This is a genomic window from Streptomyces sp. NPDC056883 (genome assembly GCF_042788835.1).
Taxonomy (GTDB): Bacteria; Actinomycetota; Actinomycetes; order Streptomycetales; family Streptomycetaceae; genus Streptomyces; species Streptomyces stoeckheimensis.
This window is the reverse complement of sequence record NZ_JBHUBS010000021.1, coordinates 81,490-95,873: the sequence shown is the minus strand read 5'-3', so window position 1 is coordinate 95,873 and position 14,384 is coordinate 81,490. Positions and strand designations below refer to the sequence as shown.

General features: G+C 72.5%; 16 protein-coding genes. 11 read left to right on the top strand and 5 right to left on the bottom strand.

The window, feature by feature from the left end:
- Positions 1 to 59: 59 nt before the first annotated feature.
- The 3 genes from ACFRU2_RS35365 to ACFRU2_RS35355 all read left to right on the top strand — a co-directional run bounded on the left by ACFRU2_RS35365 (position 60) and on the right by ACFRU2_RS35355 (position 2,298).
- Positions 60 to 632 (top strand): FABP family protein, encoded by a 573-nt coding sequence (locus tag ACFRU2_RS35365; RefSeq protein ID WP_382980087.1) that lies wholly within the window; start codon positions 60 to 62, stop codon positions 630 to 632.
- A gap of 174 nt (positions 633 to 806) precedes the next feature.
- Positions 807 to 1,268 (top strand): Fur family transcriptional regulator, encoded by a 462-nt coding sequence (locus ACFRU2_RS35360; RefSeq protein WP_382980085.1) that lies wholly within the window; start codon positions 807 to 809, stop codon positions 1,266 to 1,268.
- Between the two features lie 61 nt (positions 1,269 to 1,329).
- The gene (locus ACFRU2_RS35355) at positions 1,330 to 2,298 is read left to right on the top strand and encodes a YgfZ/GcvT domain-containing protein (protein WP_382980083.1); all 969 of its coding nucleotides are present in this window, start codon (positions 1,330 to 1,332) and stop codon (positions 2,296 to 2,298) included.
- 4 nt (positions 2,299 to 2,302) lie between these two features.
- Here the strand turns inward: ACFRU2_RS35355 and dtd are convergent, their stop codons facing one another.
- Positions 2,303 to 2,728, bottom strand: a complete 426-nt coding sequence (gene dtd / locus ACFRU2_RS35350) for a D-aminoacyl-tRNA deacylase (protein ID WP_250744592.1) — start codon at positions 2,726 to 2,728, stop codon at positions 2,303 to 2,305.
- 132 nt (positions 2,729 to 2,860) lie between these two features.
- Here dtd and ACFRU2_RS35345 point away from each other — a divergent pair, with 132 nt between their 5' ends.
- The 6 genes from ACFRU2_RS35345 (at position 2,861) to ACFRU2_RS35320 (ending at position 7,239) form a co-directional block, all read left to right on the top strand.
- Positions 2,861 to 3,505, top strand: coding sequence for an AmfC protein (locus tag ACFRU2_RS35345; RefSeq protein WP_382980081.1), 645 nt, complete (start codon positions 2,861 to 2,863; stop codon positions 3,503 to 3,505).
- Positions 3,506 to 3,589: 84 nt separating this feature from the next.
- Positions 3,590 to 4,834 (top strand): GNAT family N-acetyltransferase, encoded by a 1,245-nt coding sequence (locus ACFRU2_RS35340; RefSeq protein ID WP_382980079.1) that lies wholly within the window; start codon positions 3,590 to 3,592, stop codon positions 4,832 to 4,834.
- A 56-nt stretch (positions 4,835 to 4,890) separates the two neighbouring features.
- Complete coding sequence (locus ACFRU2_RS35335) at positions 4,891 to 5,652, top strand: putative protein N(5)-glutamine methyltransferase (RefSeq protein WP_382980077.1); 762 nt, start codon at positions 4,891 to 4,893, stop codon at positions 5,650 to 5,652.
- A 101-nt stretch (positions 5,653 to 5,753) separates the two neighbouring features.
- Positions 5,754 to 6,176, top strand: coding sequence for a helix-turn-helix domain-containing protein (locus ACFRU2_RS35330; RefSeq protein ID WP_382980075.1), 423 nt, complete (start codon positions 5,754 to 5,756; stop codon positions 6,174 to 6,176).
- Between the two features lie 36 nt (positions 6,177 to 6,212).
- Positions 6,213 to 6,767, top strand: a complete 555-nt coding sequence (locus ACFRU2_RS35325; RefSeq protein WP_274548329.1) for a hypothetical protein — start codon at positions 6,213 to 6,215, stop codon at positions 6,765 to 6,767.
- 124 nt (positions 6,768 to 6,891) lie between these two features.
- Entirely contained in the window at positions 6,892 to 7,239 is a 348-nt protein-coding gene (locus tag ACFRU2_RS35320; protein ID WP_250744585.1) for a DUF2516 family protein, read from the top strand.
- Positions 7,240 to 7,287: 48 nt separating this feature from the next.
- Here ACFRU2_RS35320 and ACFRU2_RS35315 read toward each other — a convergent pair whose 3' ends face one another.
- From ACFRU2_RS35315 to ACFRU2_RS35305, 3 genes are all read right to left on the bottom strand, one after another.
- Positions 7,288 to 8,553, bottom strand: coding sequence for a PP2C family protein-serine/threonine phosphatase (locus ACFRU2_RS35315; RefSeq protein WP_382980073.1), 1,266 nt, complete (start codon positions 8,551 to 8,553; stop codon positions 7,288 to 7,290).
- Between the two features lie 319 nt (positions 8,554 to 8,872).
- Positions 8,873 to 9,922, bottom strand: coding sequence for an NlpC/P60 family protein (locus ACFRU2_RS35310; RefSeq protein WP_382980071.1), 1,050 nt, complete (start codon positions 9,920 to 9,922; stop codon positions 8,873 to 8,875).
- A gap of 169 nt (positions 9,923 to 10,091) precedes the next feature.
- A complete protein-coding gene (locus ACFRU2_RS35305; RefSeq protein ID WP_382980070.1) occupies positions 10,092 to 10,901 on the bottom strand; it encodes a class I SAM-dependent methyltransferase in 810 nt (269 codons plus the stop codon).
- A 162-nt stretch (positions 10,902 to 11,063) separates the two neighbouring features.
- Here ACFRU2_RS35305 and mshA point away from each other — a divergent pair, with 162 nt between their 5' ends.
- Positions 11,064 to 12,452 carry a D-inositol-3-phosphate glycosyltransferase gene (gene mshA / locus ACFRU2_RS35300; RefSeq protein ID WP_375954155.1) on the top strand — a complete coding sequence of 463 codons (1,389 nt, stop codon included), beginning with the start codon at positions 11,064 to 11,066 and terminating at the stop codon, positions 12,450 to 12,452.
- A complete protein-coding gene (locus tag ACFRU2_RS35295) occupies positions 12,445 to 12,960 on the top strand; it encodes a YbjN domain-containing protein (RefSeq protein ID WP_382980069.1) in 516 nt (171 codons plus the stop codon). Before mshA ends, ACFRU2_RS35295 begins: the two co-directional genes overlap by 8 nt.
- Positions 12,961 to 12,979: 19 nt before the next feature.
- On the opposite strand, the gene ACFRU2_RS35290 is transcribed toward ACFRU2_RS35295, so the two are convergent.
- Positions 12,980 to 14,299 carry an MDR family MFS transporter gene (locus ACFRU2_RS35290; protein WP_382980068.1) on the bottom strand — a complete coding sequence of 440 codons (1,320 nt, stop codon included), beginning with the start codon at positions 14,297 to 14,299 and terminating at the stop codon, positions 12,980 to 12,982.
- Between the last annotated feature and the right edge of the window lie 85 nt (positions 14,300 to 14,384).

Here is a 14,384-nt window from a genome sequence, read left to right as displayed (position 1 = left end):
GCCGACCGCCCCGGATACCGGAACCCCTCCCACAGATCGCCTGAGCTGAGCAGCCACCCATGATCCAGATCCCGTCCGACCTGAACCCGGGTCTCGTCCCCCTCGCCTTCCTCCTCGGCAACTGGGAAGGCGCAGGCGTCTTCGACTTCCCCGGTGAGGAGAAGTGCAACTTCGGCCAGGAAGTCGTCTTCAGCCACGACGGCCGGGACTTCCTGGAGTACACCTCCCACACCTGGGTGCTCGACGCCGAGGGCAACAAGGTGCGGCCGCTGGAGTCCGAGTCGGGCTACTGGCGCATCGACAAGGACCGCAAGGTCGAGATCGTCATGGTCCGCGACCAGGGCGTCGTCGAGGTCTGGTACGGCGAGCTCGCCGACAAGAAGCCGCAGATCGACGTGGTCACCGACGCGGTCGCCCGCACCGCGGCCTCCGGCCCGTACAGCGGTGGCAAGCGGCTCTACGGCTACGTGAAGAGCGACCTGATGTGGGTCGGCGAGAAGGCCACCCCCGAGGTGGAGCTCCGCCCGTACATGTCGGCCCAGCTGAAGAAGGTCGTCACGCCCGAGGAGGTCGCGGAGATGGCGCGCAACCTCCCGGACATGCCGGACGACGGCATCGCCTTCTTCCACTAGACCGCTGGACCGCTAGACCGCGAGCCGGTCCGGGCGACCGGTCCGCGCGACCCGTGGCAAGCGTGCGCAGGAGCCCCCGGCCGCCCCGGCCGCCGGGGGCTCCCGCATGCGCGGGGGCCTTCCCGGGCCGCCTCCCCGCTCCCCCCGCGGCGACCCGAGGCCTACACTGGCCGGGTGGTGACCACCGACAGCACCGAGAACCTCGCCGCCGCCGAAGGCGGCGACTGGAAGAGCGACCTGCGCCAGCGCGGATACCGCCTGACCCCGCAGCGCCAGCTCGTGCTGGAAGCCGTGGACGCCCTGGAGCACGCGACCCCGGACGAGATCCTCGTCGAGGTGCGCAAGACGGCCTCCGGGGTCAACATCTCCACGGTCTACCGCACGCTGGAGCTCCTGGAGGAGCTGAAGCTGGTCTCGCACGCCCACCTCGGGCACGGGGCCCCCACCTACCACCTCGCCGACCGGCACCACCACATCCACCTGGTCTGCCGGGACTGCACCGAGGTCATCGAGGCGGACGTGGACATCGCCGCCGAGTTCACCTCCAAGCTCCGCGACACCTTCGGCTTCGAGACCGACATGAAGCACTTCGCGATCTTCGGCCGCTGCCAGAACTGCGCCGCCAAGCAGCGCTAGGCGGCGGGCACCACCCGGGCGTGCCCTAGGAGTGCCCGGAGCAGGGTCGTAGGCTGGTGGCATGACCAGCAGCCCCTTGCTCCATCTCCCCGGCGCCGTGCAGGCCGAAGGCCGCGACGAGGGCGTCGCCGCCCACTACGGAGAGCTGTACGGAGAACAGCGCGCACTCGCCGACGGCCGAGGCTTCGTGGACCTCTCCCACCGCGGGGTCGTCACCGTCACCGGCCCGGACCGGCTGAGCTGGCTGCACCTGCTGATCACTCAGCACGTCACCGCGCTCCCGGCCGGCGAGGCCACCGAGGCGCTGATCCTCTCCGCGAACGGCCACATCGAGCACGCGCTCTACCTCGTCGACGACGGCGAGACCATGTGGATGCACGTCGAGCCCGGCACGCAGGAGGCGCTGATCGCCTACCTGGAGTCGATGATCTTCTTCTACCGCGTGGAAGTCGCCGACCGGACCGCCGAGTTCGCCGTCGTGCACCTGCCGGCCGGCTCCATCGCCGAGATCGCCAAGGAACTCGCCGTACGGGAGACCCCGTACGGCCGCGACGTGTTCCTGCCGCGCGACGGCCTGGAGGCCTTCGCCGCCTCCCACGGCCCGGCCGCCGGGCTCCTCGCGTACGAGGCCCTGCGCGTCGAGGCGCACCGGCCGCGGCTCGGCCTGGAGACCGACCACCGCACCATCCCGCACGAGCTCGGCTGGATCGGCACCGCCGTGCACCTGCAGAAGGGCTGTTACCGCGGCCAGGAGACGGTGGCCCGCGTCCACAACCTGGGGAAGCCGCCGCGCCGCCTGGTCTTCCTGCACCTGGACGGCTCCGAGGTGCTGCTCCCCGCGCACGGCGCGCCCGTACGGCTGGCCGCGGACGGGGAGGAGGGCCGCCAACTCGGCTTCGTGACCACCTCGGTCCGCCACCACGAGCTGGGCCCGATCGCGCTCGCGCTGGTCAAGCGGAACGTCCCGGTGGACGCCCCGCTGCTGGTGGGCAAGACGGCCGCCGCACAGGAGGTCGTCGTAGCGCCGTAAGAGGCTAAATGTCGATGACGATGGTGAACGGGCCGTGGTTGGTCAGCGAGACCCGCATGTCCGCGCCGAACCGGCCCGTCTCCACCGTCGCGCCCAACGCCCGCAGCTGCGCCACGACCTCGTCCACGAGCGGCTCCGCGAAGGCGCCGCCGGCGGCCGCGTTCCACGTGGGGCGGCGGCCCTTGCGGGCATCTCCGTAGAGGGTGAACTGCGAGATCACCAGCAGCGGCGCGTTCACGTCGCTGCAGGACTTCTCGGCCTCCAGGATCCGCACCGACCAGAGCTTGCGCGCCAGCAACTCCGCCTTCTCCGGGGTGTCGTCGTGGGTCACCCCCACCAGGACGCACAGCCCCTCCCCGACGATCTCCCCGACGGTCTCGCCGGCCACCACGACGCTCGCGCCGTCCACCCTCTGCACCACTGCTCGCATACCACCTGTGTACCAGGCTTGCACCCGTCCGGGGCCGATCGGGTGGAGTGGGACTGCGTCGGCACCGTGCGGAGTGGCACGATGCACGCAGGCGGTGCCCCCAGCACCGGTCGAGGGGACGGACACGAACGCATGAATACTTCTGGTACCTCCGCACCTGCTTCTGCGCCCATCGGACCCATGGGACCCATCGGACCCATGGGACCCGGGGCGGCCGTCGCCCCCGTGGGCTCCGTGGCGTCCGCCGAGGCCTCGGCGCCGCGTCCGCCCGCGCAGCGGAGCGGGGCCGCGGACACCCCGGCGACGGCGACCACCGCGCTCGGCCTGCCGGAGCTGCGCGGGCTGCGCCGCGACGCGCAGCGCGACGAGGCCGACCTGAGCTACGTACGGCGCCTGCTCCAGGGCCGCATCGACATCCTGCGCGCCGAGCTCGCCCGGCGTACGGATCCCGAGGCGCCGGTGGTGGACCGGCTTTCGGAGATCCTCGCGGACGCCCCCTCCAGCCGCAGCGCCTCCGCCCGGCACGTCACGCTCGGCACCCCGCACGGGGAGGAGTACCGGCTGCTGGCGGCCGAGATGCTCTCCGACGTCGAGCTGTCGGACCTGGGGGCGCGCACGGACGAGGAACTCCACGAGGGCATGGGCAAGTTGGTGCGCTACGAGCAGCAGGTCTCGCGGCGCCGGCAGCAGCTCCAGCGCACGGCCGACGACTGCAGCGCGGAGATCACCCGGCGCTACCGGGAGGGCGAAGCCCAGGTGGACGACCTGCTGGCCTGAGCGGGGAGGGCAGGACGCCCCCGGGCGTCGCTCGCCGGAAATCCGGGCGACGGGGGCGGGCCGGTCCGATTAGCGTGGGTCGCTATGAGCGCTGACGTCCGGCCGATCGCCGCATCCGAACTTCCCGCGTGGCTGCGTGCCCAGCAGACCGGTTTCCTGAACGCGGCGCAGCCGACGGCCGGGGACCACGACCAACTGGCCGGGTTCGCGGACCTCGCCCGGACCCAGGGCGGGTTCGACCCGGACACCGGCCGGTGCGTGGCGACCTTCCGGTCGTTCCCACAGGAACTGACCGTGCCCGGCGGGGGGTTCGTCCCGTCGAGCGCCGTCACGAACGTGACCGTGACGCCGACGCACCGCAGGCAGGGCCTGCTGACCCGGATGATGGCCGCCGAGCTGTCCGCCGCCCACGCGCGCGGTGACGTGGTGTCGACGCTGATCGCCGCCGAGTACCCGATCTACGGCCGCTACGGGTACGGGCCCGCCACCTCCGTCTCGGAGTGGGAGATCGACGTACCGCGCACCGGACTCGACCCGCGTAGTCCGGTTCCAGGGGACGGGGGGAGGATCGACCTGATCGACGAGGCGGAGGTGCGGGAGCTGGGCCCCGCCCTGCACGAGCAGGTGCGGGCGGCCACGCCCGGCGCGGTGACCCGCGACGCCCGCTGGTGGCGGGTGACCACGGGCGTGGAGCACATGTCCCACAACTCGTACACGCCGTCCTTCCACGCGGTGTACCGCACCGCGCAGGGCGAGGTGGCCGGCCTGGTCCGGTACACCGCGGACGACCACTGGACCGATGCGAAGGTTCCGCAGAACACCGTGCAGGTCCGGCAGTTGCTCGCCGTCACCCCGGAGGCGGAGCGCGCACTGTGGCGGTACCTGTGCTCCATCGACTGGGTGGTGAAGGTCCGCACCGGCTACCGCGCCCCCGACGACCTCGTCGCCCGGCTGCTGCCCGACCCGCGCGCCGCCCGGACGGTGACCTCGGCGGACTGGCTGTGGGTGCGGCTGCTGGACGTCGTACGGGCCCTCGGTGCGCGGACCTATGCCGTGCCCGGGGTGCTCGTCCTGGAGGTCGTCGACAAGTCCGGTCCCTCAGGTGGCCGTTACCGGCTGGACGCGGGTGCGGGGGACTGCGTACGCACGGAGGAGCCGGTCGATCTGCGTCTGGACGTGGGCACGCTCGGGTCGCTGTACCTGGGCGACGAGTCGGCGGTGCGGCTGGCGGCGCTCGGTGCGATCACGGAGGAGCGCCCGGGGGCGCTCGCGCTCGCGGACGCGGTGTTCCGCACGGCGCGCCGGCCGTGGTGCCCGGACATCTTCTGAGCGGCCGACCCGCAAACCGGCACCCGGAACTGGAAACACGAGGACTGAGGTAGGTAGTGGCAACACTGGTGGAGGCCCTGCGCGCGGCCGGCTGCGTCTTCGCGGAGGAGGAGGCGGAGCTGCTGACCGCCGCCGCCGAGGACGCGGGGCACCTGGAGGGGCTGGTGGCCCGGCGGGTGGCGGGCGAGCCGCTGGAACACGTCGTCGGCTGGGCGGAGTTCTGCGGGCTGCGCATGGCCGTCGGCGAGGGGGCCTTCGTGCCGCGCCGCCGCAGCGAGTTCCTCGCGCAGGAGGCGGTGGCGGCGGCCCGGCCCGGCGCGGTGGTCGTGGACCTGTGCTGCGGGGTGGGCGCGCTGGGCGCGGCCGTGGCCGCGCAGGTGCCGGGGGCCGAGCTGCACGCGGCGGACATCGACCCGGTCGCACTCGCCTACGCCCGGCGCAACCTGGCCCCGTACGGCGGCCGGGTCTGGGAGGGCGACCTCTACGCCCCCCTGCCCGCCGGGCTGCGGGGCCGGGTGGACGTCCTGGTGGTCAACGCCCCGTACGTCCCGACCGGGGAGATCGGCCTGCTGCCGCCGGAGGCCCGCGACCACGAGCCGCCCGTCTCCCTGGACGGCGGAGCGGACGGCCTGGACGTCCACCGCCGGGTCGCCGCGGGCGCCCCGCCCTGGCTCGCCCCCGGCGGCACCCTGCTGATCGAAACGAGCGCCCGCCAGTCCCCGGTCACGGCCTCGGCCCTGACGGCGGCGGGCCTGTCGGTCCGCGCGGTGACCTCGGAGGAGTACTACGCGACGGTGATCATCGCGACGGCGCCGTAGCCGGGGCTCGCGGAGTACCGGCGGAAGCTGCGCGAGCGAGGCTGGGAGTTATTGCAAGCAGGCTGCTTGCAATAGTTAGCAAGGTGCGGCAGGATCGGGTTATGGCATCGCTCAACGTCGGGAATCTCGGCGAGTACCTGCGCGAGCAACGGCGGCAGGCGCAGCTTTCGCTGCGGCAGCTGGCCGATGCGGCGGGGGTGTCGAATCCGTACCTCAGTCAGATCGAACGCGGGCTGCGCAAGCCGAGCGCGGACATCCTGCAGCAGCTCGCCAAGGCGCTGCGGATCTCCGCCGAGACGCTGTACGTGCAGGCCGGAATCCTGGACGAACGGGACCGGGACGCCGTGGAGACGAGGGCCGCGATCCTCGCCGATCCGACCATCAGCGAGCAGCAGAAGCAGGTGCTGCTCCAGGTCTACGCCTCCTTCCGCAAGGAGAACGCCGCCGAGGCAGAGGCCAAGGCAGAGGCGGGAGCGGAAGCTGCCGACGACGGTGGTGGCGATGCCGGGACGAGTACGCACTGAGCACGAACTGAGACTGTGATCCGGGAGGACCACCACATGGCCATCGCCGATGACCTGAAGAAGACCCTCACCGACCCGACCCCCCTCTACTTCGCCGCCGGCACCGCCGACCTCGCCGTGCAGCAGGCCAAGAAGGTGCCCGGGCTGATCGAGCAGCTGCGCGCCGAGGCCCCCGCGCGCATCGAGGCCGTGAAGAACACCGACCCGAAGGCCGTGCAGGAGAAGGCCAAGGGGAAGGCCAAGGAGGCGCAGGAGGCGGTCACCGCCACGGTCGCCGAGGTGCTCGGCGCGATCGACGCGAAGAAGATCGGGGAGACCGCCCAGGACCTGGCGCTGCGCGGGGTCGGCGTGGCCGCCGAGTACGCGGTCAAGGCCAAGGAGGCCTACGACAAGGTCGCCGAGCACGGTGAGCAGACCGTACGGGCGTGGCGCGGCGAGGTCTCCGAGGAGATCGTCGACATCGCCGTGGTCGTGGAGCCGGAGGCTGCCGAGCCGGTGGCGGAGCCCGCCGCCGAGCCCGCGCCGAAGAAGGCTCCCGCGCGCAAGGCCGCGGCCAAGAAGGCCGCCGCCGAGCCGGCCGACGAGAGCTGATTTCCGCGTGACGGACCGGGCACCCGCGGGGCGTCCGGTCCGTTGTGGTTTGGGAAAGGGGCTCTGCCGGTAGCGTGGAGGCAGGCGGCATCCGGCGAGCGAGGCGTGAGAAGGCGGTCAGGCGATGTTGATGAACGGGTTCGATCAGGGAGTGCTCCCGTTGCTCGGGTACGCCATGCTCGCGCTCGCCGTGGTGGCCTTCGTACTGGCGCTGACCGCGCGCGAGGACGCGTACCGGGCGGCCGGCAAGCAGACCAAGACCTTCTGGCTGGTCATCCTCGGCATCACCGTGGTCGTGGACTTCTTCCTCGGGATGCTCTTCCTGCAGATCGCCGGGCTGGTCGCCAGCATCGTGTTCTTCGTCGACGTGCGCCCCGCACTCAAGCAGGTCTCGGGCGGCGGCGGTGGTGGCCGGCGCGGTGGCGGCAGCAGCAGTGACGGGCCGTACGGGCCCTACAACGGCGGACGGTAGGCCGGTACGGCCCGAGGCGGGCCGTAGTCGGGCCGTGGGCTGGCCCCGTCAGCCTTCGGCGCGGGAGAGCAGGACCACGGCGACGTCGTCCGTCAGCTCCCCGCCGTTGAGGCGGCGGGCTTCGGTCACGGAGGCTTCGAGCAGGCCTTCGCCGCTCAGCCCGTCGGCCAGGTGGCGGTTGATCATCTCGACCATGCCGTCCTGCCCCAGCCGCTCCTTGCCCTGCCCGATCCTTCCCTCGATCAGGCCGTCGGTGTAGAGCATCAGGCTCCACGTGCCGCCCAGCTCCACCTGGCGGCGCGGCCAGCGGGCCCGGGGCAGCAGGCCGAGCGCCGGGCCGCTGTTCTCGTACGGGAGCAGTCGCGCGGGGCGGCCCGGCCGGGAGATCAGCGGTGCCGGATGGCCCGCCAGGCACAGGCCCGCGCGTCGGCCGTCCGGGGCGATGTCGACGGTGCACAGCGTCGCGAAGATCTCCTCGCAGGGGCGCTCGACTTCGAGGACCTCCTGGAGGGTGGCGAGCAGGTCGTCGCCGCACAGGCCGGCCAGGGTCAGCGCCCGCCAGGCGATGCGCAGCTCGACGCCGAGGGCGGCCTCGTCGGGGCCGTGGCCGCAGACGTCGCCGATCATCGCGTGGACGGTGCCGTCGGGGGTGCGGACGGTGTCGTAGAAGTCCCCGCCGAGGAGCGCGCGGCTGCGGCCGGGGCGGTAGCGGGCGGCGAAGCGGAGGTCGGAACCCTCCAGGAGCGGGTGCGGGAGCAGTCCGCGTTCCAGCCGGGCGTTCTCCTGGGCCCGCAGTTTCGATTCTGCAAGCTTGTACTGGGCGATGTCCGCCCGTTTTCTCTCCACCGCGTAGCGGATGGCGCGGCTCAGCAGCCGCCCGTCGAGCTCGTCGCGGAACAGGAAGTCCTGGGCTCCCACGCGTACGGCCTCCGCGGCGCGCTGCGCGTCGTCCTCGGAGGTGAGCACGAGCACGGCGTGCCGCGGGGCGATGCGGAGCACCTGGCGCAGCGCGCCGAACGGATCGGCGGCGGCATCCCCGGAGCCGGCACCGGCACCGGAGCCCGCACCGGGGCCGTGCGGGAGCGCGAGGTCGAGCAGGACGCAGTTCACGTCCGGGGTGAGCAGCCGGGCCGCCTCCGTGAGGTTGCGGGCGCTGCGCAGCCGGATGCGGTGGCCGTCGGCGTCGAGGATCTCGGGGACGGTGAGGCCGCCGGCTGGGTCGTCCTCGATCACCAGCAGGGTGAGCGATGACGTGGCGCCCGGGCCGCTCTCGGTGCCCGGGATGTCCCTCTGCCGCGGTACGGGTACGGGCATCGTCTCCGGTTCCTTCCCGCCCCCTCGGGGGTTCGCTCGTCCGGCGACCCTAGCCGCGGGACGAGGGAAGCGGAATGGCGGGTCCGGCGCGGGGCTCCGGCATATGCCGTTATCGGGTGGGAAAGTCCGCGTCGACGAATGACCAACGTCACGGCGCAGGGGTACGGCGTCCCGCCCACCGAGACGTACCGCCGTCGAGGGCGGGCCGCCTCGGAGGACGGGTGGTCACGGTGAGCGAGCCGCCGCTACGCGTCCGGCCGCTACGCATCCGGCCGCCATGCGTGCGGCCTGGTGCGTGCGGCCGCCATGCGCGCGGCGGCTACGCGTCCGGCCGGACCACGGCCTTGATCGGCATGGAGCCCGCGCCCGCCATGGTGACGTTGCGGCCGGGGCGGGGGGCGTGGACCATCGCGCCGTCCCCGACGTACATCCCGACGTGGCTCGCGTCGTCGAAGTAGATGATCAGGTCGCCCGGCCGCATGTCCTTGACCGCGACCTTCGGCAGCCGCAGCTGCTCCTGCGAGGTGCGCGGGATCCGCTTGCCCGCCGCGAGCCAGGCCTGCGAGGTCAGCCCGGAGCAGTCGAACGAACCGGGTCCCTCCGCGCCCCACACGTACGGCTTGCCCATCTGGGCGACGGCGAACTGCACGGCCCGCTTGCCCGCGTCGGTGGCCGCGGCCCCCGTGGAGCCGGTCATCCCGCCGTTGGACAGCCATTCGGACTGCGCCTTGCGCTGCGCTTCCGCCTCGAGCTCCAGCAGCCGGGCCTTCTGCTCGGCCTCCAGCTTGCTCTCGAGCTCCTCCGCCGCCTTGATCTTCTCCTCGACCTGCTTCTTCGCGGCCTCCTGCTTGACCCGGTTGGCCTCCAGGGTCTCCCAGTGCGCGCTCGCGTCCCGCGCGTACTGCTGCAAGTCGGTCTGCGTGCGGTTCAGTTCGGAGAGCAGGTCCGAGGTGGCCTTCTCGCCCTGGCGCAGCCGGTCGTTGCCGTCCAGGAACTGCGTCGGGTCGTTGCTCAGGGCCAGTTGCGCGCCGGGCGGCAGCCCGCCCGAGCGGTACTGGGCGCGGGCGGCGGCGCCCGCGCGGCCCTTCAGGGCGGTGATGCGGTCCTGGCCCGCGAGGACCAGGTTGGCGATCTCCACGATCTTGTCGGACTGCGTCTTGGTCTCGCTCTCGGCGAGGTTGAAGGCGTCCGTGGCCGTGCCGGCTTCGCGGTAGAGGCCCTCTATTTCCTTGCGGACTTGCTCCAGGGACTTGCCCTGCTGGGGCTCCGGCGCGGCGAACGCGGTCCCGGCCAGTGCGCCGGGCGCGGACAGCAGCGCCATCGCGCAGAGCAGAGTGAGGGCGATCGAACCCCGTCGTCGTTTCCTCATGGTCCCCCCAGACACCGGATTGACTAATCGTCAGTAACTTGTGATTGCCTTCGGGATGGTGCCATGAGTCGGTGAATTCCAACACCCTTGTGGATATCCATCCGATGCGTCCCGATCGCCCCCGCGGCCCCCTTGACCCCCGCGGCCCCCCTGGCCCCGGCGGCCACCCTCACCCCGAAGGCCTCAACGCTTCCCACCGCACCGTGAGTTCCCCCTGACGCCACCGCACCGGCCCGTCCGCCAGCGGCCAGTCACCCGACAGCGCCCGCGCCGTCCGGATCCACCGCTGCCGTGCACCGTAGGAGGCGTACGGAGCCGCCGCCGCCCACGCCCGGTCGAAGTCGCGCAGGAACGCGTGCACCGCCTGGCCCGGCACGTTGCGGTGGATCAGCGCCTTCGGCAGCCGCTCCGCCAGGTCGGAGGGACGCTCCAGGGAGCCCAGCCGGGTCGCGAAGGTCACCGTGCGCGCCCCTTCGGGCCCGAGCGCGACCCACACGTGCCGCCGCCCGATCTCGTCGCAGGTCCCCTCCACCAGCAGCCCGTCGGGAGCCAGCCGGGAACACAATCGTTCCCACACCGCCTCGACCTGCTCCTCGTCGTACTGGCGCAGCACGTTCGCCGCCCGGATCAGCGCGGGCCGCACCCCGCCGTCCAGCGGCACCTCGAAGCCGCCGTGCCGGAAGCTCAGGCCCTCCCGCTCGTACGGCTTGGCGCCCGCCACCCGGGCCGGTTCGATCTCGATGCCGACCACGCGCACCCGCGGGGCCGCCTCCCGCAGCCGGGCCAGCAGCTCCACCGCGGTCCAGGGCGCGGCCCCGTAGCCGAGGTCCACCGCGACCGGGTCGTCCGCGCGCCGCAGCGCCGCCCCGTGCGTGGCCGCGATCCAGCGGTCCATGCGGCGCAGGCGGTTCGGGTTCGTCGTCCCGCGGGTCACCGTGCCGACGGGGCGACGAGGGGGAGGGGTGGAGCGGGAGGCCATGTGCAGAGAGTAAGCGGAGCGCTCCCGCGCGATAAAAATCCGGCACGGGGGCAGGAAAACCGCCCGTCCCGGAATGCGGGACACGCCCGTCCGGGTTGCACTCCTAGAAGAGCGCGACAGCGCTCTCCGTGTCATGCCGTCCGAGCGAGAGGAACTGCTCCCTTGAGCCAGTACGTGTCCCGCATCGGCGGCAGCATCGGCGGCCGGTTCGCCGCGGCCCGCTCCGGCACCCGCCACGAGCCGCCCCGCCTGCGCCTGCCCGCGGCCGTCGGCGGTCACCGCAAGCCGCGCCGGGTCGCCATGCTCAGCGTGCACACCTCACCGCTGCACCAGCCCGGCACCGGCGACGCCGGCGGCATGAACGTCTACATCGTCGAGCTGGCCCGGCGCCTCGCCGCGATCAACATCGAGGTCGAGATCTTCACCCGGGCCACCACCGGCGGCCTGCCGCCCGTGGTCGAGCTCGCGCCCGGAGTCCTCGTACGGCACGTGGACGCGGGCCCGTACGAGGGCCTCGCCAAGGAGGAGCTGCCGGCCCAGCTGTGCGCCTTCACCCACGGCGTCATGCAGGCCTGGGCCCGCCACCGGCCCGGCTACTACGACCTGGTCCACTCCCATTACTGGCTCTCCGGCCACGTCGGCTGGCTCGCCGCCGAGCGCTGGGGCGTCCCGCTCGTGCACGCGATGCACACCATGGCCAAGGTCAAGAACGCGGCGCTCGCCGAGGGCGACACCCCCGAGCCCGCCGCCCGCGTCATCGGCGAGACGCAGATCGTCGACGCCGCCGACCGGCTCATCGCGAACACCGCCGAGGAAGCCGACGAGCTCGTCCGCCACTACGCGGCCGACCCCGGCAAGGTGGCCGTCGTCCACCCCGGCGTGAACCTCGAACGCTTCACCGTCGCCGACGGCCGCGCCGCCGCCCGCGCCCGCCTCGGGCTGCCGCAGGACGCCGTCATCCCGCTCTTCGCGGGCCGCATCCAGCCGCTCAAGGCCCCCGACATCCTGCTGCGGGCCGTGGCGGAGCTGGTGGACCGGGAACCGCAGCTGCGCTCCCGGCTGTTCGTGCCCGTCGTCGGCGGGCCGAGCGGCAGCGGGCTCGCGAAGCCGGAGGGTCTGCAGAAGCTCGCGGCCAAGCTCGGCATCGCCGACCTCGTGCACTTCCACCCGCCGGTGGCGCAGGACGCGCTCGCCGACTGGTTCCGGGCGGCGTCCGTCCTGGTCATGCCCTCGTACAACGAGTCCTTCGGGCTGGTCGCCATAGAGGCGCAGGCCACCGGCACTCCGGTGCTGGCCGCGGCCGTCGGCGGGCTGCCCGTGGCCGTCAACGACGGGGTGACGGGCATCCTCGTACCCGGCCACGATCCGGTGGACTACGCCCGTCAGCTACGGCGCTTCGTGGACGAGCCGGGGCTGTCGGACCGGATGGGCGCGGCGGCCGCGCGGCACGCGCAGTTCTTCGGCTGGGACACCGCCGCGAGCGGCACGGCCGACGTGTACACGGGGGCGATGCACGATCACCGCCGTCACGTACGCTCCCACCATGGCTGACGCTGACATCCGCAGGATCATCGAAGCGACGCTGACCGGCGCGGAACTGAGCTGGGAGAGCCCGTCACCGGGCTCGTACGTGGTCCAGCTCCCCGGCACCCGCAAGCTGAGCACCACCTGCTCGCTCAAGGCCGGAAAGCACTCCCTGTCGGTCAACGCCTTCGTGATCCGCCACCCGGACGAGAACGAGGCCGGCGTCCACCGGTGGCTGCTGGAGCGCAACCTCAAGCTCTACGGCATGGCCTACGCGGTCGACGCGCTCGGCGACATCTACCTGACGGCCCGCCTCCCCCTGTCGGTGATCACCCCCGACGACCTCGACCGGCTGCTCGGCACGGTCCTGGAGGCGGCCGACGGGGCCTTCAACACCCTGCTGGAGCTGGGTTTCGCGAGCGCGATCCGGCGGGAGTACGAGTGGCGGGTCTCGCGGGGCGAGTCCACGCGCAACCTGGACGCCTTCAAGAACCTGACGCAGCCGTCGGGGGCGGCGGCGGCACCGCCGGAGTAGGCGGGTCAGGCGGGTCGGATCAGGCGGCCGGAGCCACCGGATCCGTCGCCTTCGCCGGAGCGGCGACCTCCACGACCGGCTCTGCGAACGGCTCGGTGACCGGCTCTGCGAACGGCTCCACCGGGCTCGCTTCGTCCTGCGGAAGCCCCCTCATCAGCAGCCAGTAGCCCGCCGCGGCCACGGTCCCCAGGACCGCCGTCGCGCCCCACAGCCAGCCCGCGCCGAAGTGCTCGATCGCGAAGCCCGCCATCAGCGGCGCGATCAGCGAGGCCACCGCCCACGACATCGTGTACATGCCCTGGTAGCGGCCGCGTCCGTGCAGCGGGGACAGCCGCGCGACCAGGCCCATCTGGGTCGGCGAGTTGACGATCTCGGCCAGCGTCCACACGCAGACGGTCAGCGCCAGGCTCCACACCGAGCCGCCGAAGGCCGTCAGCCCGAACCCGTACCCGGCCAGCAGCGCCGAGATGACCAGCAGCTTCTGCGGATCGCGGTGCTCGATGAACCGGGTGACCGGGATCTGCAGCAGCACGATCAGCGCGCCGTTCACGGCGGCCACCAGCCCGTAGTCCGTCGTGGAGAACCCGGCCGCGCCCATCGCGAGCGGCAGACCGAACGAACCCTGCATGAAGATCAGCGAGATCAGGAACGACAGCCCGACCACGCCCATGAACCGCCCGTCCCGCAGCACCGTCCCGAGGCCGACCTCCGGCTCGGCGGCCGCCTTCTCCGCCGCCGTCTTCTCCGGCCGGGACTCCGGCAGCTTGAGGTAGACCAGCACCGCGCAGACCAGCGTCAGGGCCGCCTCGCCGAGGAACCCGGCCAGGTAGCTGTACTCCGCGACGAAGCCCGCCACGACCGAGCTGATGGCGAAGCCGAGGTTGATGGCCCAGTAGTTCAGCGCGAAGGCTCGTACCCGGTCCTCCGGGCGGACGATGTCGGCCATCATCGCCTGCACCGCCGGCCGCGAGGCGTTGGAGGTCATGCCGACCAGCAGCGCCACCGCCGCGATCGCCGCCGGATGCTCCATGAACCCGAGCAGCGCCACCGAGAACGCGGTCGACGCCTGCGCCGCCATCAGCGTGGGCCGTCGGCCCAGCCGGTCCGTGAGCACGCCGGCGACCAGCGAGGACACCACACCGCCGAGCCCGTGGAGAGCCACCACAAGTCCCACGAAGGAGGCCGAATAGCCCCGCTCCAGGGTCAGGTACAAGGTCATGAATGTGGCGACGAAGGCCCCGAGCCTGTTCACGAGCGTGCTCGTCCAGAGCCACCAGAACTCCCGGGGCAGACCCGCGACGCTCTCGCGCGCGGCCCGTCTCATACCGGCAACGGACATACGGAATCCCCCCGAGATGTAAGTGTCCCTCTACTCGTGCGGACCCTACGGACCGTGGCCCCGCGGAGCCACTGGATTGACGGCG